Source organism: Mycobacterium sp. SMC-17 (assembly GCF_045310915.1).
GTDB lineage: Bacteria > Actinomycetota > Actinomycetes > Mycobacteriales > Mycobacteriaceae > Mycobacterium.
This window is the reverse complement of record NZ_JBJIAK010000029.1, coordinates 30062-47745: the sequence shown is the minus strand read 5'-3', so window position 1 is coordinate 47745 and position 17684 is coordinate 30062. Positions and strand designations below refer to the sequence as shown.

The 17684-nt window shown below is 67.4% G+C and carries 20 protein-coding genes; 11 read left to right on the top strand and 9 right to left on the bottom strand.

The window, feature by feature from the left end; translation table 11 throughout:
• Positions 1-37: 37 nt before the first annotated feature.
• Entirely contained in the window at positions 38-457 is a 420-nt protein-coding gene (locus ACJH7A_RS18775) for a nuclear transport factor 2 family protein (protein ID WP_212806710.1), read from the top strand.
• Here ACJH7A_RS18775 and ACJH7A_RS18770 read toward each other — a convergent pair.
• Positions 447-1973, bottom strand: a complete 1527-nt coding sequence (locus ACJH7A_RS18770; RefSeq protein ID WP_212806711.1) for an FAD-dependent monooxygenase — start codon at positions 1971-1973, stop codon at positions 447-449. The two genes, ACJH7A_RS18775 and ACJH7A_RS18770, sit on opposite strands and share 11 nt — an antisense overlap.
• Positions 1974-1975: 2 nt before the next feature.
• Positions 1976-2611, bottom strand: a complete 636-nt coding sequence (locus tag ACJH7A_RS18765; protein ID WP_212806712.1) for a TetR family transcriptional regulator — start codon at positions 2609-2611, stop codon at positions 1976-1978.
• Between the two features lie 122 nt (positions 2612-2733).
• Here ACJH7A_RS18765 and ACJH7A_RS18760 point away from each other — a divergent pair, with 122 nt between their 5' ends.
• From ACJH7A_RS18760 to ACJH7A_RS18735, 6 genes are all read left to right on the top strand, one after another.
• Positions 2734-3342 (top strand): TetR/AcrR family transcriptional regulator, encoded by a 609-nt coding sequence (locus tag ACJH7A_RS18760; RefSeq protein WP_212806713.1) that lies wholly within the window; start codon positions 2734-2736, stop codon positions 3340-3342.
• Between the two features lie 129 nt (positions 3343-3471).
• On the top strand, positions 3472-4995 hold the full coding sequence (locus ACJH7A_RS18755) for a nitric oxide reductase activation protein NorD (protein WP_212806714.1): 1524 nt from the start codon (positions 3472-3474) through the stop codon (positions 4993-4995).
• Positions 4992-5783, top strand: coding sequence for a CbbQ/NirQ/NorQ/GpvN family protein (locus ACJH7A_RS18750; protein WP_267323809.1), 792 nt, complete (start codon positions 4992-4994; stop codon positions 5781-5783). Before ACJH7A_RS18755 ends, ACJH7A_RS18750 begins: the two co-directional genes overlap by 4 nt.
• 37 nt (positions 5784-5820) lie before the next feature.
• Complete coding sequence (locus ACJH7A_RS18745; RefSeq protein WP_256370088.1) at positions 5821-5949, top strand: hypothetical protein; 129 nt, start codon at positions 5821-5823, stop codon at positions 5947-5949.
• Positions 5937-6635 (top strand): hypothetical protein, encoded by a 699-nt coding sequence (locus tag ACJH7A_RS18740; RefSeq protein WP_406802515.1) that lies wholly within the window; start codon positions 5937-5939, stop codon positions 6633-6635. The genes ACJH7A_RS18745 and ACJH7A_RS18740 overlap by 13 nt, the downstream gene beginning before the upstream one ends.
• A gap of 9 nt (positions 6636-6644) precedes the next feature.
• Entirely contained in the window at positions 6645-7055 is a 411-nt protein-coding gene (locus ACJH7A_RS18735) for a hypothetical protein (RefSeq protein WP_138250186.1), read from the top strand.
• Between the two features lie 60 nt (positions 7056-7115).
• On the opposite strand, the gene ACJH7A_RS18730 is transcribed toward ACJH7A_RS18735, so the two are convergent.
• Together ACJH7A_RS18730 and ACJH7A_RS18725 are read right to left on the bottom strand one after the other, a co-directional pair.
• Complete coding sequence (locus ACJH7A_RS18730; RefSeq protein WP_267323811.1) at positions 7116-7490, bottom strand: DoxX family protein; 375 nt, start codon at positions 7488-7490, stop codon at positions 7116-7118.
• Between the two features lie 107 nt (positions 7491-7597).
• The gene (locus ACJH7A_RS18725) at positions 7598-9070 is read right to left on the bottom strand and encodes an amidase (protein ID WP_267323812.1); all 1473 of its coding nucleotides are present in this window, start codon (positions 9068-9070) and stop codon (positions 7598-7600) included.
• Between the two features lie 70 nt (positions 9071-9140).
• Between ACJH7A_RS18725 and ACJH7A_RS18720 the strand changes: the two genes are divergently transcribed.
• The gene (locus tag ACJH7A_RS18720) at positions 9141-10172 is read left to right on the top strand and encodes an AraC family transcriptional regulator (RefSeq protein ID WP_212806720.1); all 1032 of its coding nucleotides are present in this window, start codon (positions 9141-9143) and stop codon (positions 10170-10172) included.
• 22 nt (positions 10173-10194) lie between these two features.
• On the opposite strand, the gene ACJH7A_RS18715 is transcribed toward ACJH7A_RS18720, so the two are convergent.
• A complete protein-coding gene (locus tag ACJH7A_RS18715) occupies positions 10195-10488 on the bottom strand; it encodes a DUF3017 domain-containing protein (protein WP_020104182.1) in 294 nt (97 codons plus the stop codon).
• The gene (locus ACJH7A_RS18710) at positions 10485-11336 is read right to left on the bottom strand and encodes a bifunctional methylenetetrahydrofolate dehydrogenase/methenyltetrahydrofolate cyclohydrolase (RefSeq protein WP_029105851.1); all 852 of its coding nucleotides are present in this window, start codon (positions 11334-11336) and stop codon (positions 10485-10487) included. The genes ACJH7A_RS18715 and ACJH7A_RS18710 overlap by 4 nt, the downstream gene beginning before the upstream one ends.
• 70 nt (positions 11337-11406) lie before the next feature.
• Between ACJH7A_RS18710 and ACJH7A_RS18705 the strand changes: the two genes are divergently transcribed.
• Both ACJH7A_RS18705 and ACJH7A_RS18700 read left to right on the top strand, forming a co-directional pair.
• Entirely contained in the window at positions 11407-12597 is a 1191-nt protein-coding gene (locus ACJH7A_RS18705) for an NADH:flavin oxidoreductase (protein WP_212806721.1), read from the top strand.
• A 49-nt stretch (positions 12598-12646) separates the two neighbouring features.
• Positions 12647-15343, top strand: a complete 2697-nt coding sequence (locus ACJH7A_RS18700) for an FHA domain-containing protein (protein ID WP_212806722.1) — start codon at positions 12647-12649, stop codon at positions 15341-15343.
• Positions 15344-15346: 3 nt separating this feature from the next.
• On the opposite strand, the gene ACJH7A_RS18695 is transcribed toward ACJH7A_RS18700, so the two are convergent.
• The gene (locus tag ACJH7A_RS18695; RefSeq protein WP_212806723.1) at positions 15347-15916 is read right to left on the bottom strand and encodes a pentapeptide repeat-containing protein; all 570 of its coding nucleotides are present in this window, start codon (positions 15914-15916) and stop codon (positions 15347-15349) included.
• Positions 15917-15936: 20 nt separating this feature from the next.
• Here ACJH7A_RS18695 and ACJH7A_RS18690 point away from each other — a divergent pair, with 20 nt between their 5' ends.
• Positions 15937-16737, top strand: coding sequence for a DUF1906 domain-containing protein (locus ACJH7A_RS18690; protein WP_212806724.1), 801 nt, complete (start codon positions 15937-15939; stop codon positions 16735-16737).
• Here ACJH7A_RS18690 and ACJH7A_RS18685 read toward each other — a convergent pair.
• Together ACJH7A_RS18685 and ACJH7A_RS18680 are read right to left on the bottom strand one after the other, a co-directional pair.
• Positions 16734-17312, bottom strand: a complete 579-nt coding sequence (locus ACJH7A_RS18685; RefSeq protein WP_061001426.1) for an ATP/GTP-binding protein — start codon at positions 17310-17312, stop codon at positions 16734-16736. The genes ACJH7A_RS18690 and ACJH7A_RS18685 overlap by 4 nt on opposite strands.
• The gene (locus tag ACJH7A_RS18680; protein ID WP_061001427.1) at positions 17293-17679 is read right to left on the bottom strand and encodes a DUF742 domain-containing protein; all 387 of its coding nucleotides are present in this window, start codon (positions 17677-17679) and stop codon (positions 17293-17295) included. Before ACJH7A_RS18680 ends, ACJH7A_RS18685 begins: the two co-directional genes overlap by 20 nt.
• Between the last annotated feature and the right edge of the window lie 5 nt (positions 17680-17684).

Genomic DNA, 17684 nt, shown 5'->3' with positions numbered 1-17684 from the left:
TGGGTTGCAAATAACAAGTGACGCTCAGGGGGTCCTGATGACGACAAGCACAGATTCCGTCGCGACGTTGTGCGCGGCCACCCGCAGCGGTGACGTCGACCGGTTCATCGCCGCACTCGCACCCGACGCCGAGCTGATCTCCCCGCTGTCCGGGCGCATGGTGTTCCGCGGCCGCGACGACCTCCGGGTGCTCCTGACCGCGGTATATGCCGGGATGCGAAACCTGGAGTGGGAGAACGTCATCGGTGACGGACCCACGCGCGTCGCGGTGAGTCGCGGGCGCATCGCGAGACTGACCATCACCGATGCCCTGGTGTTCGAACTCGACGATGCGGGGTTGATCCGGCGGCTGCGACCGCACCTGCGGCCGTGGCTTGCGGTGACGGTCTTCGCCCTGCTGCTCGGCCCCAGGCTCGCCGCCCACCCCGGCGTCGCACGCCGGGCGCTCAGGCGCTGATCTCGGCCGGACCGAACCAGCGCGCCAGTGCGGCCCGCAGGTGCTCCGCGTCTTCGGCCCCGAAAGTGTCTGCCGCCCAAGCGACATAACCGTCGGGCCGGATCAGCATGGCGGCAGGCCCGTCCGCCATGGCGGCTTCCACCGTGTCGACACGGCGCTCCCACGGTGCGACGACGGCGGCCACCGCACCGCCGGACAGGTCGAGGACCACGCCCCGTCCGCTGTGCAGCAGGTCGGTGAGCCGGCGCCCGTCGTCCAGCGTCTCGTCCGGCACCATGAATCCGGTGAGGCGGTGGGTGGTGCCGCCCATCTCGTAGCGCACGTCGGCCCCCGCCAGTAGTCCGGCCATATGTGCGGTGGCGTCGGGCAGCTGGAAGAGTTCACCGAGAAGCGTGCGCAGGGCGCGCACCTCGGGTCCGGGCGCGGTGAGCGCGATCTGCGCCAGAGAGTGCATCATGACGCGCTCGCCGACCGGATAACGCTCGGACTCATACGTGTCGATCAATTCCTCCGGTGCCCAGCCGTTGATGACGGCAGCCAGCTTCCAGCCCAGATTCAGGGTGTCCTGCAGACCGAGATTGAGCCCCGGACCACCCATCGCCGAATGCACGTGTGCGGCATCACCGATCAGCAGAATGCGGCCGGCCCGGTACGCATCTGCCTGCCGGGTGTTCTGGCCGTCGATGCGGCGCATCGCGAACGGACCCGGCCCGGCCGGCGGTTCGAACGGCACGTCGACCCCGAGTACCCGGTGCAGGCTCTGCCGGAGTTCGTCGTACGTCAACTCCCCCGGTGCGTCATCGGGCAGCGAACCGAACTCGAGGGTGCCCAGCATCGGCGGATCGCCGTGCGCCTCGAAGTACATCACCATGCCGGTGTCGTACCGGTTGTGTCCGAAGGGAATTCGCCCGAATCCGGGAACATCGAATTCGCCGTTCGGAGTACGGAACTCGTCGGCGACGTGCACATGTGCCAACCGGGCCACCGTCGGTGACGTGTGCCCGGGGAACCCGATACCCGACTGCTTGCGGACGACACTCCGGCCGCCGTCGGCTCCCACCAGCCAATCGGCGTGCAGCACATAGGCGCCGTCAGGCCCGGCCACATCAACGGTGACGCCGTCAGGTCCAGCCGACAGCGCCGTCACGGTATGCCCCCACCGCACCTCGACGCCGAGAACCTGGGCCCGCTCATACAGCAGTTGGACCAACCGGGGCTGCTTCATCAGGACTGCGTGCATCGGGTTGTCCTCGACGCCAACGAAGTTCAGCGGCAGGCCGGCGAAAATCCAGCCGTAGGCAGGTCCGGGCGGGTTGGGATCGCCCGTGAAGGCCTGGTAGAGACCGCGCATGTCGAGCTGCCGGATCACTTGCCCGACAAGGCCGTTCGCCTTGGGCTCGTCGCCAGGGCCGGGCAGTGCATCGAGGATGACCGGTTTGATCCCGGCGAGGGCGAGTTCGCAGGCCATCATCAGGCCGTTGGGTCCGGCGCCGGAGATCACGACGTCAGCGGGCATGGTCACTCCTTCGTTCTGTTCGGTTCGGGCAGCCCGGCGATGACCGCATCGAAACCCGCGCGCATCAGGCCGGTGATGGCCACCGGCGGGTCGGCGTTCACGTACGCCTCCATCGCGGTGTCCCCGATGGCGCGCACCACGGCCGCCACCAGTCGCGGGTACATGTCGTCAGGACCGAGGCCGGTCCGCTCGGCGATGGCCGATACCCAGTCTTCGTAGAGATCGTGCGGTACCGCGTTACGAACCTCGGTGCGCATCAGGAGTTTTCGGACCTCGGCGAGCTCGCGGCGGTCGGGGACGACGTCGGCACCGGTGATGTCGGCCATCTCCTGCTCGAGCGTTCCCGTCACCGCCCCGACGATCGATGTCCACAGCGGTTCATCGGCGGGCCGCGATCGGAACACCGCGACGCTGCGTCGCATGCGCTCGGCGATGCGATAGGCCAGCGCCTCGTACTTGCCGGTGAAGTAGTTGTTGAACGTCCGCAACGACACGCCGGCCAGCGCGGCGATCTCCTCACGGGTGACGGCGTCGAGCCCACCACGATCGAACGCCAATTGCAGCGCGGCATCACTCAGCGCCCGGCGGGTGTCGAGCTTCTTGCGTTCGCGCAGACCAGATGCAGCTGATTCGGGCATGCCGCCAACCCTAACGATAATTTTGCACATTGGGCAAGATTGCCTAACGGGCAATTTCCTGTGAATATGACTGACTAACGTCATTGACTCAGGTCAGTAAACCGGGTACAACTTGAGCCACCATGACCCGCGCCACCGCCAAACCGTCGCTGCGAGAAGCCAAACGGCTCGAAACCCGCCAGCGCGTCCTCGATGCCGCGATCACCGAGTTCAAGCGCGCGGGCATGGCCGACGCCGACGTCGGCGCCATCATCCGCGCCGCCGGTGTCGCACACGGCACGTTCTACTTCCACTTCCCCACCAAGGAACACGTGCTGTTCGAGCTCGAGCGCCAGGCCGAGGAATCCGCCGGCCGGGAGCTCGCCAAGTTCCTGCAGAAGCCGCACACGCTCGAAGAGGCCCTGACCGAGGTGGTCCGGGTCATCGTGGCCGTCGAACAGCGGCTCGGCCGGCTGCTCTTCAAAGACGTACTGGCCCTGCACTTCTCCTCGAACCGCCCGCTCGACGACGAATGGACCGACCACCGGGTGATCGTGCTGGTCGTCCAGGAGATCGAACGGGCGCGGCAATCCGGCGAGGCGGACGCCGACGTCGACCCGTTCCACAGCGCGGTCTACTTCCTGCTCAGCCTCTATGCGCTGCTGACCACGAGCCGCGGCGCGGACCAGATCCGCACCGCACTGCTGGACAACTTCGTCAACACCGCGCTGCGGGGTATCGCAGCCCGATAACCGGAGGAGACACCATGTGGCAGGAGATCGCCCGTCTCGCCATCGCATGGGGCGCCATGGCCGCCCTGATCGCGTTCTGGTACTGGATGTTCTCGAACATCGGCACGTTCTGAATCGGCCGATCCGCCTGTGTCCCGATCGATCGCCGCCGCAGAGCTCGAACGCGCCTGCGCGTTGACCGCGGTGGCATTGTCCGGGCGACGACGGACCGGGGTGCGGCTGATCTCCGGCGACCTGCGCCACTTCGGTTTGAGCGCAAGCCGTTCCGTCGTCCACGTCCCCTACCCGGCACCGGCGCCCGACTGGTCGCTGCGGACCTACACATGTGGTGTTGCCCTGCAGTGCGCACCGTCGAAAGACCGCATCGCGCAGTACCCACTGCACCAGTTGTCCGAGCGCGAACTCGCTGCGCTCCGCCTGGTCGAGGGTGCGGTCGCACTGGGTTGGGTGGCCGGGCGTTGGCCCGGCCTACTTCCCGAAGCGCGCCGGGTGCTGCCCGAACTGGAGCCGGCCGATCCGGACCTCTGTGCAACCGAAATCCTCTCCCGCACAGACATCTTGGCGCAGTCCCGGGAACGATTGCCAGATCATCCGCTGCTCGGCGCACCGCCGCTGAGCGCGGCCGCCACCCGCACACTGGCGAGCGCGATCCGGCGCACCCTCGGCCGTATGCCGTGGTCGTCAACCCGCTCGGACACCCAACGGCTGATGTCGATCCCGGTCGGCGGCGAGGGCGGCGTGCGCAACGCCAACCTGCCACCGGCCAGCCGGCCCGAGGACGACGACCTCGACATCCGGCCCGATCAACGCGCGGGAATCCCCTACCCCGAATGGAATTCGTGGCGTGGCCAGTTCCTGCCCGATCACGTCGCGGTCCTGGAACGGCGACAGACCCGGCACGACCGCCGCGGTGGCGCGTCGCCCGGCATCCGGCGCTGGTTCGATGAGCCGACCCACCGCACGATGATCAACCGACTGGAGGACGGCAGCGACCTCGATGTCGACGCCTACGTCGCGGCCTACGCGGACGGGCGCGCCGGGTCCCAGCAGGAGGCGAAGGTGTTCCGCGCCTTACTGCCAAGTGCGCGCGACACCGTCACCGCCGTACTGATGGACGGCAGCTCGTCGCTGGGAATCCATCAGGGCCGGGTGTTCGACCTCGAATTGGCCTGTGCCGACGCGCTTTCCCGCGCCATGACCGTGGCCCGCGAGCGCCACGGCATCTTCGTCTTCAGCGGAAACACCCGCCACCGCGTCGAAGTTCGGTGCCTGAAAGACTTCAGCGACAACCACTTTGCGCTGCCCAGCCGGTCCGGCCTGGTGACCGGTGGATACACCCGACTCGGCGCACCCATCCGGCACGTGACCAGCCGCCTCCTGACCCAGCCCGCGCAGCGCCGGGTTCTCATCGTGATCGGCGACGGGCTCATCTCCGACGAAGGCTACGAAGGCCGGTACGCGTGGGCCGACGTCGCGCACGCCGTCGCCGAAGCCGACGAGGCCGGCGTCGGCGTCTACTACCTGGGCCTGGGACCGGTCCGGGTGGATCCGCTGCCCGAAGTGTTCGGCTCCCGTCGATCCCGGCGGATCCGCCGCATCGAGGAACTCCCCCGTGTTCTGGCGCACGTACACCGAGAGTTGGTATCCGCATGACTGATTCGCCATACCTGCCGGCCGGCGACGAGGTGACCACTTTCGGTCAGGCGTATCAGCGCCGGCTGCCGGTCATGCTCACCGGGCCGACGGGCTGCGGCAAGACGCGCTTCGTCGAGCACATGGGAAACCTGTTGGGGCGCCCCGTGGTCACCATCAGCTGTCATGACGACCTCACCAGTTCGGACCTGGTCGGCCGGTTCGTCGTCGCCGGCGGTGACGTGCTCTGGACCGACGGTCCACTGACCCGCGCCGTCAAAGATGGCGCCATCTGCTATCTCGACGAGGTGGTGGAGGCGCGCCATGACTCGCTGGCGATCCTGCATTCACTGACCGACCACCGCCGCACCCTCTATCTGGACCGCGCCGGCGAAGTGGTGCCGGCACCCGAGTCCTTCCTGCTCGTCTGCTCGTACAACCCGGCGTACCGGCATTCGCTCAAGGACCTCAAACCGTCGTTCCGGCAGCGGTTCGTCACCATCGCGATGACCTACCTGCCACCCGACCGTGAGGCCGAAGTCATCGTCGGCGAAACCGGTATCGAAGTCGGCGCCGCATCACGGCTCGTGCAGTGCGCCAACAGCATTCGCCAGGCCGACGATGCCTTCCATTTCGAGCCGCCGTCGACCCGAGTGCTGGTCTCGGCGGCGCATCTGGTCGCCGCGGGTGCCGACGAGATGTCGGCCGCCGAAGCCGCGGTCCTGGCCCCGCTGAGCAGCGATGGCGCCATCAGCGAAGGCCTGCGGGAGATCGCCGCCGCGTGCCTGCAGCCGGCGGGTATCCGCTGACCACGAATGTCACAGTCAGAAAAGGAGTTTCACGGCCATGAATGAGCAGGACCGCAAACGCAAACGGGCACTGATCGTCTTCCAGCTGTTCGCCTACGGCTGGCTATTGGCGATGTTCCTGATCCAGCTGCACATGTCGATCGTCCGTGGCTGGTGGTCGCTGTGAGTTCGACGACCATCCCCACGGTCGGTTACGACCAGCACCACGACGAATCCCGGCAAGCGCAACGGCAGGCCGACCGCTGGCTGATCACCGGCACGCTGTTGATGGGGTCGATGTTCATCGGGTTCGTCGGGCTGCCGTTCTTCCTGCGCGGCGTCTGGCTGCAGCGGCGCGCACAGAAGGCCGGACTGTCGGTGCGGCCGATCATCGTGACGCTCATCGGCTATCTGGTGATCCTCGACGCCGCGCTCAACAGCATCGGGTGGTCACTGGATCTGCTGGCCAATCACACGCTGCTGAACCGCACCATCATCACGGCGTGGGGCAACATGTTCGACGCCGGATACTTCTGGCACTACAACGAACTGTGGATCGGCGGGGCCGGCGCACCGGGCGAAAAAGCCTGGGAGGTGGCGCTGATCCTGACGGTGTTCACCATGCGCATCGCGGCCGGCATCGCGTTCCTGCAGATGAAGCGGTGGGGGCACCAGTGGCTCATCATCACCTGCTGGTTCGGCATCGTCATCTCGATCGGTTACACGTTCAACATGACGATGTTCGCCGACATCCGTTACGCCGGTGTGGTTTTCCCCGTCGTCGGCTGGTGGTTGTACGACATCTTCTACATCACGCCGTTCCTGGCCATCCCGTATCTGCACACCGTCAATCGCGAAATCTTCAGCGACTAAAGGAATTCCATGACCACCACCGAAGCCGAATCCACGCCGGCCCTCCCCCTCGGCACCACACCCGTCTACGCCAACATGCACAAGTGGCTCAAGCGGGGACTCTTCATCTGCCTGTTCGGCCTCGTGATCGAGGGGTCGTTCACCATGCCGGCACTGGCCGTCTGGTACGGCTGGCCGACGTTGTCGTTCCGAGAGATCTGCAGCGAGCTGATGAAGGTGCGCTACTCCGACGACACCGTGGAATGCAAGTTCCCCTATGACTTTTCAGGTGCGCCGTTCGGCGGACCCGCTGAGGCGACCGGGCAGAAAACCGCCCAGGACACCTGGGGCGTGCAGCCGGTGCCGCACTACCACCGGCTCGGCTTCCGGGAGCTGGTGCAGATCCACGAGGACCGGCTCGCCCGCACCGGCGGCCACTGACAGCGATTTGTGCACGGTTTTCCGCGGCTACCGCGGAAAACCGTGCACAAATCCCAGAGATCAGAAGGCGTAGGCGCCGAACCGGCCCCAGGCGACGAACAGGGCGAGACCCAGCAGCACCACGTTGACCGCCACGTTCGGGTACTCCTTGCGCCGGCCGTGCACGACGATGGCACCGACCATGACCACCGCCAGGCCGAGGGCGGCCAGCGGCGTGAGTACCGGGAGGATGTGCACCAGCGGCGGCACGATCAGGCCGATGGCGCCGGCCACTTCGGCCGCGCCGATACCGCGGATGGCGTTCGGGTCCACGTCGGCGAGTCCGCCGAGGCCTTGCGCGACCAGCTTCTCCTTGGGCAGGACCAGCTTCATGCTGCCGCTTCCGGCGAAGACGAATGCCAGTACGCCGGCGACGATCCACAGTGCCGTGTTCATGTTGAGCTCCTCAGGGCTGAGTTTCACGGTCGGGATGACCCGATCGAATTAAACGGACTTTAGTCCGATTCAATTCCCCGCGCGAGTGCGGGGTGAATGTGTCGCCGCTACAGCGGGGCGATACGGTCCGCCCAGGGCATCGCTTCCTCGAGTTGAGCGGCCAGCTGGATGAGTAGCGATTCACCTCCGAGCGGAGCCACGAACTGGACACCGAGCGGCAGCCCGTCGGCGGTCCAGTGCAACGGCAACGAGATGGCCGGGCGGCCGGTCAGATTCGCCAATTGCGTATACGGAACCCAGCCGAGGTTCTTCTCCACCATGTCGTCGACGATCTTCGTGTATCGCAGGAAGGATGCGGTGCGGGTCTTGAGCAACACGTCGACCGCGGGTCGCAGGGCCGCCGGCAGGTCGAACTCGCCGATCTTCGGGGGCGGCGTCGCCAGCGTCGGCGTCAGTAGCAGGTCGTACGACTCGAAGAACGTGGTGAGCCGGCGGGCATGGTCGTGGCGCCGTTGCACAGCGGCCACGTAGTCGACGCTGCTGGTCGCGCGCCCGAGCGCCGCCATGATCAACGTCTCGCGCTCGAACGCGTCGTCGCCCGCACCCGTCAGCCGCTTGGCATCGGCGACCTCCCAGGCCAGAAACACAAACCAGGTGAGCAGGAAGTCCCGCGCCAACTCACCGTCATCGAACGGCGCCTGCGGCAATTCCTCCACGTGGTGGCCGAGCTCGGTCAGGGTGCGCACCGTCGCCGCCACCGCCGCGAACGCCTCAGGGTGCGGCGCCGGCGTGATCGCTGCGGGCACCCGGACGCCGATCCGCAGTTTCGCCGGGCGCTCACCCACAGCCGACGCGAACGACGTCGTCGGTATCCCCGGAACATAGGGCCCGCTGGGCTCGCCGCCGCTGATGACGTCGAACATCGCGGCGGTGTCGCGCACCGTCCGCGATACCACTCCCTGCACCGCTGCGCCGTGCATCATCTCGCCGCTGCCGGGACCGAAGGGAGTCAGCCCGCGTCCGGGCTTCAACCCGACCAGTCCGCAGCAGGCCGCGGGGATGCGCGTTGATCCGCCACCGTCGTTGGCACCGGCGCAGGGCACGATTCCCGCGGCGACGGCGGCGGCCGAACCGCCCGACGAGCCGCCCGGCGTTCGCGTCAGATCCCATGGATTGCGCGCGGGACCCCACACCTCGGGTTCGGAAATGGCCTTCGCCCCGAACTCCGGCAGGTTGGTCTTGCCGAATATCACCAACCCGGCGTCGAGCCAGCGCTGCACGATCGTCGCGTGTTCCGTGGCCGGCAACGACTTCAGTGAACGGGATCCGTGTGAGCTCGGCAGGCCCGCGTAGTCCTGCCCGAGGTCCTTGATCAGGAACGGCACACCCGCGAAGGGACCACTGAGCTCGTCCGACGGCAACGCGGCGGGCACATCGCGGACGATGGCGTTGATCTTGGGATTCACCGCTGCGGCCCGGTCCCGGGCCAGTGTCAGCAATTCCGCGGGCGACACCTCTTTGTCGGCGACCAGCTTCGCCAGCCCGGTGGCGTCGTATGTGCGGTACTCATCGAAGTTCACCGTGTGATCTTCGGTGCGGCCGGGAAATCGCTCTTGACATATCGAGACACGGATTTCGACACTGACGAACGTGGACGAGTCGATCAGAGCTGGCGTGCTGCAGGACTTCGCCCCGTTCATCCGCGAACTCTCCGGCGACCCCGACCGGTTGTACCGGCAGAGCGGACTGGACCCGGATGCATTGCACGATGCCGAAACGATGGTCCCCCTCGACGCCGTCGCGCTCCTCCTCGAGAACGCCGCCCGGCAGCACCGGCTGCCCACGCTCGGCCTCCGGCTGGGCAGCCGTCAGGACCTGTCGATATTGGGCCTGCTCGCGGTGGTCGTGCAGAACAGCGACACGGTGTACGAGGCGACGGCCAACGCATCGCGGTATCTGTTCTTTCACAGCCCCTGCTACGAGTTGGTCATCGAGGACCCCAGCCCGCACCTGCCCGGCTGCATCACGGTGCGTTTCGACGTCAAACTCGAGCGCGCGGTCCCACAGCGGCAGTTGATCGATGCGTACCTGTCGTCGACATACCGGATGGCACAGAGTCTTTCGCCAATTCCACTGCGCCTGCAGGGCGTATGCCTCCCACACTCGCCGGTCGGAGCGCGCAGCGCCTACCGTTCCCATTTCGATGCACCTGTCGCTTTCGAACAGCCCTACGCGGCAATACATTTGGAGCGCGATCTGCTGCACGCCCGAATCCAGTCCATCAAGCCGCACCTCCGCAGCCAGGCGATCGCGTACATGGCCACCCGTTGTCCCGCAGCCGGACAAAGCCTTTCGGAACGCGTGCAGCGCACACTGAAGAGCACCATCGGAGCCAACCGGGGCACCAAGGCGGAGATCGCCGATCTGCTCAACATGCATCCGCGGACGTTGCAGCGGCGACTGTCAGACGAGCACGCCACGTTCGAGGACATCCGGGCCGACGTCTACCGGTCGGCGACGCGCCGGTTGCTGCTAGAAACCGAGCTGCCCCTGAGCCAGGTCGCGGCCGTCCTCGGCTACTCCGAACAGTCGTCCATGACGAGGTCGGTCAAGCGCTGGTTCGGGGTCACCCCGGCACAGCTACGCAAGGATGGCCCAGTGGCGCTGCTCCCGACGGCGTGAGGCACCGGCCTCGGGCCAAAAGCTAGGCAGTCCCCAACGGATTGATGGTCCACGCCACGTACAGCATGACGGCGCTGACCGACGCTGTTGTCGCGACGTCGATGATCCGGCTGCGCACCACGAGCAGGCCGGCACGGTCATCGGTCAGCAGCAGCCGCATGACCGCCGCGATCCCGACGCCGATCGCCATCACGAGCGCGCCGCGGCGCCAGTAGCCGCCGACCACCAACGCGAACGCCACCACGAAGAACACGCCCACCGACAGGATCGGCCATTGGCCGGCGAATACCTTCCGGGCGAATTCCTTTGCGGTCAAGACAGTTTCGCCTCTTCAGCCTCGACCACGTTGGCCAGCAGGAAGGCCCGGGTCAGCGGTCCGACACCACCGGGGTTGGGCGACACGTGACCGGCGACCTCCCACACGTCGGGGTGGACGTCGCCGGCGAGCTTGCCGTCGACCCGGCTGACCCCCACGTCGACGACGGCCGCGCCCGGCTTGACCATGTCGGCAGTCAACATGTGCGGCACACCGACCGCCGCGATGATGATGTCGGCCTGCCGGGTCAGCGCCGGCAGATCACGAGTTCCGGTGTGGCACAACGTCACTGTCGCGTTCTCCGAACGCCGCGTGAGCAGCAGGCCCATCGGCCGGCCCACGGTGACGCCGCGGCCGATCACCACGACATGTGCACCGGCGATCGGCACCTCGAAACGGCGCAGCAGGTGCACGATGCCGCGCGGCGTGCACGGCAGCGGTGCGGGCTCGTTCAGCACCAACCGACCCAGATTGGTCGGGTGCAGCCCGTCGGCGTCCTTGTCGGGGTCGATGCGCTCCAGCGCGGCGTTCTCGTCGAGGTGCTTGGGCAGCGGCAGCTGCACGATGTAGCCCGTGCACTCAGGGTTGGCGTTCAGCTCATCGATAACGGCGTTCAGCTCGGCCTGGCTGATGTCGGCGGGCAGGTCCCGGCGGATCGAGTTGATGCCGACCTTGGCGCAGTCGGCGTGCTTGCCGCGCACGTAGGCGTGTGAGCCCGGGTCGTCACCGACCAGCACCGTACCCAGACCCGGCGTCCGACCGGCAGCAGTCAAGGCCGCCACCCGCTTGGTCAGGTCAGTGAAGATCTCGTCGCGTGTGGCCTTGCCGTCCAGCGTGATTGCACCCACGACGAACATTGTGTCAGGCCCCCGGGAACCGCCGTTGACACCACCCAGGACGGCGTGGTCAGCTGCGGAAGTGAACACCCAGCCCAATGTGTCCACTGACGTCTTCAGTGCAGCCAAGCTCGGTCCGATCACGTTGCGGAACCGGGTGATCAAGGCGGCGACGTTCGAGGCGGCAACCCCGGATGCGCTGGTCACCGATGATCTGATCCGCTATCACCGGCTGCCGGCCGCCGGTGGGGTGGGGATGACGACGGTCGCCTATTGCGCGGTGTCCCCGGGCGGTCGCACTGATGGGTGGCAGTTGTGGATGCGCCCCGAGGCCGTGCCCGGGCTGCGCAGACTCACCGATGCGGTGCACGGCGAGGGGGCGGCGATCAGCGCGCAGATCGGGCACGCCGGCCCGGTCGCCAACCCCCGCACCAACAAAGCCACAGCGCTGGCCCCGGTGCGGTTCTTCAACCCGCTGTCGATGCGCTTGGCCAAAAAAGCCACCCGCGCCGACATCGACGCGGTGATGGCCGCGCACGCGAACGCCGCCCGGTTGGCGATCGAGGCCGGGTTCGACGCCGTGGAAGTCCACTTGGGACACAACTACTTCGCCTCCTCGTTCCTGTCGCCGTTGATCAACAAGCGCCGCGACGAGTTCGGCGGCTCCCTGTACAACCGGGCCAAGGTGGCCCGCGGCACCGTGGCCGCGGTACGTGAGGCCGTCGGGAATCAGATCGCGGTGATCGCCAAACTCACCATGACCGACGGCGTGCGCGGCGGCATCCCCCTCGACGAGTCGCTGCAGACCGCGAAATGGCTCGAGGAGGACGGCAACCTCGATGCCCTCGAGCTCACCGCGGGCAGCTCGCTCGTGAACCCGATGTACCTGTTCCGCGGCGATGCCCCGGTCAAAGAGTTCGCCGCCAACTTCAAGCCACCGCTGCGGTGGGGCATCCGGATGAGCGGACACAAGTTCTTCCGCGAATACCCGTACCGGGAGGCGTTCCTGCTCGAGCAGGCCCGCCAGTTCCGCGCCGAACTGTCGATGCCGCTGATCCTGCTGGGCGGCATCACCAACCGCGACACCATGGATTTGGCCATGGCCGAAGGGTTCGAATTCGTCGCGATGGGCCGGGCCCTGCTGGCCGAACCGGACCTGCTGAACCGCATCCAAGCCGACAACACCACGAAATCAGGCTGCACACACTGCAATCTGTGCATGCCCACCATCTACACCCGGACCCACTGCGTGGTCACCGGCAAGCCGTACTGACCCGGCTGGTCCCCAGGAAAGTCCCCGGCAACGGATAGAGTTGCCTTCGATGACTGGACCAGCCGCACTGCCAGCGCTAACCGTTCGCCATGACGCCACCACGCGCACGTTCGCCCCGGGAAACGACGTCGTCGTCGGCCGCGATCTGCGCGCCGACTTCCGCGTCGCCCACCCGCTGATCTCGCGCGCACACCTGATGCTGCGTTTCGATCACGGCCGCTGGGTCGCGGTCGACAACGGCAGCCTCAACGGCATGTACGTCAACGGGCAGCGTGTCCCGGCCGCCGATCTGCACAACGGCTCGGCGGTGAACATCGGTAACCCCGACGGACCGCTGCTGACCTTCGAGGTCGGCCAGCACCTGGGCCCGGCCGGCACGCCGCCGACGACGTCCATGCCCGTCGCCCCGACGCCGTCGACCAACCACCGGCCCAGCGCGACCTGGCCCAGCCAGCAGCCGTACACGCCGCCGTCGGCGGCACAGCAGCGCTACCCGAGCGGTCCGCAGACCTTCAGCCCGTCGGGTCCGCAGCCGCAGTATCCGAGTGGCCCGCAGCCGCAGTATGGCCAGCAACAGCCACCGCGCTACCCGACCGGCCCCCAGCAGTACGCGCCGCCGTCGGCGCCGATGTCGCGGCCGGCGCCGGCGCGCGTCGTTCCTGAAGAGTCGAGCTCGCCTGCCACCCAGTTCGGGCCGACCGCCGTCGCGCGGCCCAGCGAGAACAACCTCGGCACGACGATGCTCAAGATCCTGCGGCCCGGCCGCAACGCCGAGGTGCCGGCGGGGGCCATCAAGATCGGTCGCGGCACCGACAACGACATCGTCATCCCCGACGTCCTGGCATCGCGACACCACGCGACCTTGGTTCCGTCTGCGGGCGGCGGCGCCCAGATCATCGACAACCGCAGCATCAACGGCACCTTCGTCAACGGCCAGCGGGTCGAAGAGGCGATGCTCCGCGACGGCGACACCGTCACCATCGGTAACGTCGACCTCGTCTACAGCGGTGGCACCCTGGCCCGCCGCACCGTCACCACCGCGGACACCCGCACCGGTGGGCTCGAGGTCCACGGCCTGACGTGGACCATCGAGGGCAACAAGACCCTGCTGAACAACATCTCGCTGGACGCCCGCCCCGGCACGCTGACCGCGGTGATCGGCCCGTCGGGCGCCGGCAAGTCGACGTTCTCCAAGCAGGTCGCCGGCCTGACGCATCCGACCAGTGGCACCGTCACGTTCGAGGGCCACGACATCCATGCCGAGTACGCCTCGCTGCGGTCCCGAATCGGCATGGTGCCGCAGGACGATGTGGTGCACGGTTCGTTGACCGTCCGGCAGGCCCTGATGTACGCCGCCGAGCTGCGGCTGCCACCGGACACCACGAAGGAAGACCGCGAGCAGGTCGTCATGCAGGTGCTCGAAGAGCTCGAGATGACGAAGCATCTGGACACCCGGGTGGAGAAACTCTCCGGCGGTCAGCGCAAGCGTGCTTCGGTGGCGCTCGAGCTGCTGACCGGGCCGTCGTTGCTGATCCTGGATGAGCCGACGTCCGGTCTGGACCCGGCGCTGGACCGCCAGGTGATGACCATGCTGCGCCAGCTGGCCGATGCCGGTCGTGTGGTTCTGGTGGTCACGCACTCGCTGACCTACCTGGACGTCTGCGATCAGGTGCTGCTGTTGGCACCGGGCGGCATGACGGCCTTCTGCGGCCCGCCGAGCCAGATCGGTCCCGAACTGGGCACCACCAACTGGGCCGACATTTTCTCGTCGGTTGCCGGCGATCCGGAAGCGGCCCACCAACGATTCCTGGAACGCTCCGGCCCGCCGCCGCCGCAGCCACCCGCGGCAACACCGGCAGACCTGGGTGCGCCGGCGAAGACGTCGCTGCTGCGCCAGTTCTCCACCATCGCCCGACGACAGGTGAAGCTGGTCCTGGCCGACCGCGCCTACACCGCGTTCCTGCTGTTCTTGCCGTTCATCATGGGCGTGCTGTCACTGTCGGTGCCCGGCGGCGGCCCGAACAAGTCCAGCGTGGGCTTCGGCAAACCGCTCCCGGCCGGCCCGCCTGATTTCGGCGCCGCGCCGAGCGAGCCGGGCCAGATCCTGGTGATGATGAACGTCGGCGCCATCTTCATGGGCACCGCACTGACCATTCGCGCTCTGATCGGTGAGCGGGCGATCTTCCGGCGGGAACAGGCCGTCGGCCTGTCCACCACCGCGTACCTGGCGGCGAAGGTCGCGGTGTTCACTGCCTTCGCCGTCGTCCAGTCGTCCATCGTCGTGGCCATCACGATCATGGGCAAAGGCTGGGGCGCCGGAGCGGTCACGAACGGTTCGGTGATACCGAGCCGCAGCCTCGAGATGTTCGTCGACATCTCGATGACGTGTGTGGCCGCGGCCATGACGGGTCTGGCGTTGTCCGGTCTGGCCAAATCCGCCGAGCAGATCATGCCGCTGCTCGTGGTGGCCGTCATGAGCCAGTTGGTGTTCTCGGGCGGCTTGATTCCGGTCACCGGCCGCGTGGTGCTCGACCAGTTGTCCTGGCTCACGCCGGCACGGTGGGGTTTCGCATCGTCGGCCTCGACCATCGATCTGACCAGATTGGTCCCCGAGCCGGTGCTGCCCAATGACAAGTTCTGGCACCACACCACCGGCGCGTGGTGGACCGACATCGGTGCCCTGCTGCTGCTGTCGGCCTGCTATCTCGGCTTCGTGCGCTGGCGGATCCGTCTGAAGGCCGACTAGGGGCTAGCTGGACAGGTCCAGGCCGTGGGCGACGGCGTAGGCGATGGCCTGATCGACGTCGATGCGGGCGCCCCGCAACCCGGCGGTGGTCCAGAACGTCGCATCGGTGCGGGCCGCGCGGAGGTCCGCCTGTTCGAACTTCGCGTCCTGCACCCGCGCGCCGCGTAGATCGGCGGCGCGTAGCACGGCCTTGCGCAGGTCGGTGCCGACGAGCGAGGCCTCGGACAGCCGGCAGTCGGTCAGATCCACCGCACGGAGATCGCAACCGGCCAGCACCGCGAGCCGCAGGTCGACCTCGACCATGGTGATGGGCCGCATCGAGCACTCGGTGAACGTCGACCCCAGCAAGGTGCAGTGCCGGAACGTGCTGTGCGCCAGCCTTGTCCGCCGGAAGGTGCAGTTGCGGAACGCCGAGCCCGAATGCTCGGATTCGGTGAGGTCGACGCCGCTGAAGTCGCAGTCGGTGAAGACGACGCGCTCGGTGCGCAGCCGGCTCAGGTCACCGTCGTATTCGTCGCGAAAGACGACTCCGGTGAATTCCGTGTCTTGCCAGTGCTCGTCGGGAACCGTCACGTGTTCGTACGATAGCCCCCATGGCAGACATGGCACGCCCCGCTGACCGCCTGTCGAGACGTGGTTTTCTCACGCTGACCGCAGCCGGACTGGCCGCGTCACTGAGCACCCCGATTGCCTTGGCCGACAACGGCAAACCCGTCGGCTCCGCCGGCAACGGCAAACTGATCGACTTCACACATCTGCAGGTGCCCGTCGACCAGGTGGTCGCCGCCGGCTACACCGGTGTCATCGTCTACGTGTCGGAACTACGGCCGGGCGCCACCTTCGACTTCAAGCCCGTCAGCCGCGGCTACACCGACGCGCTGCGGGCCGCGGGCCTGCAGGTGGTGAGCGTCTACCAGTACGGCAAACCGGGCTGGGTCAACAGCCCGTCGGACTACACCCGCGGCTTCGACGGCGGCGTGGCCGACGCCCGCACCGCGCTGAGCCTGCATGGGGCAGCCGGTGGCCCGGACACCGCGCCGATCTTCTTCAGCGTCGACGAGGACATCTCCGCCGACACGTGGAAAAACGTTGCGCTGCAATGGTTCAAGGGCATCAATTCGGTGCTCGGGGTGCAGCGCACCGGAATCTACGGCGGCGCCCGTCAGGTCACCTGGGCGGCCGACGACGGCGTCATCGGCCGCTCCGCCACGCCCGGACATCGGTGGGCCTGGCAGACACGGGCGTGGTCCGGTGGCGCCCGCGCGCCGATGGCGGTGCTGTATCAGGCGACGGTCGTGACGGCGTCCGATCCGGGCACCATGATCGGCGACATCCACGTCGACGAGGACGACATCCTGGCTGCCGACTATGGTCAGTGGGACCTGGCCCGTTAGGCCGGGGCGCCCAGCCGCGTCAGCGCGTATTCGGTGACGGTGATGAGCGCGTCGCGCGCCGACTGCCGCTGCCGCGCGTCGACGGTGACTACCGGAATGTGGTCGGCCAATGCCAGCGCCTTACGGACCGCATGGCCGGGATGCCTTGGCGCGCCGTCGAATTCGTTGACGGCGATGATGAACGGCAGACCGCGCGCCTCGAAGAAGTCGACGGCGGCGAAGCTGTCCTGCAGCCGGCGGACGTCGACCAGGATGATCGCGCCGATGGCGCCGCGCACCAAGTCGTCCCACATGAACCAGAAGCGGCGCTGCCCCGGTGTGCCGAACAGGTAGAGCACCAGGTCGTCCGCCAGCGTGATGCGGCCGAAGTCCATGGCCACCGTGGTGGTGTTCTTGTCGGGGGTGCCGGCGAGGGCGTCGACGCCGACCGAGGCGTTGGTGACGATGGCCTCGGTGCGCAGCGGCATGATCTCGGAGACCGCGCCGACGAACGTCGTCTTACCGGCACCGAACCCACCCGAGATGACGATCTTCGTCGACGCGGGGGCGTGCCGATCAGAGTGCCCGTAGGCCACGCAGTGTCCTCCCGATCAAGTCACGCCGGTCGTCGATGCTCGCCGTGGTGCCGAGCGTGGCGTGTACTTGAAGATAACCCTGCGTGACGAGGTCGCCGATCAGCACACGCGCAACACCGAGTGGTATTGCTAACTTTGCCGCGACCTCGGCCACCGAGGGCCGGGTGGAACCGAGTTTGAGAATCTCGCCGCGCACGTCGTTGCCGGGCCAGTACGACGCCGGGGCGGCCGCCAGCGGGTAGATCGGCGCTTCCATGGGCAGCTCGATCTCGGTGGTGGTCCGGCCCGCGGTCAGCGTGTAGGGCCGCACCAGGCTGGGCTGCTCCGCGGTGAACGCGGACTCCCAGGCGTCAGATGTCGGCTCCATGGTTG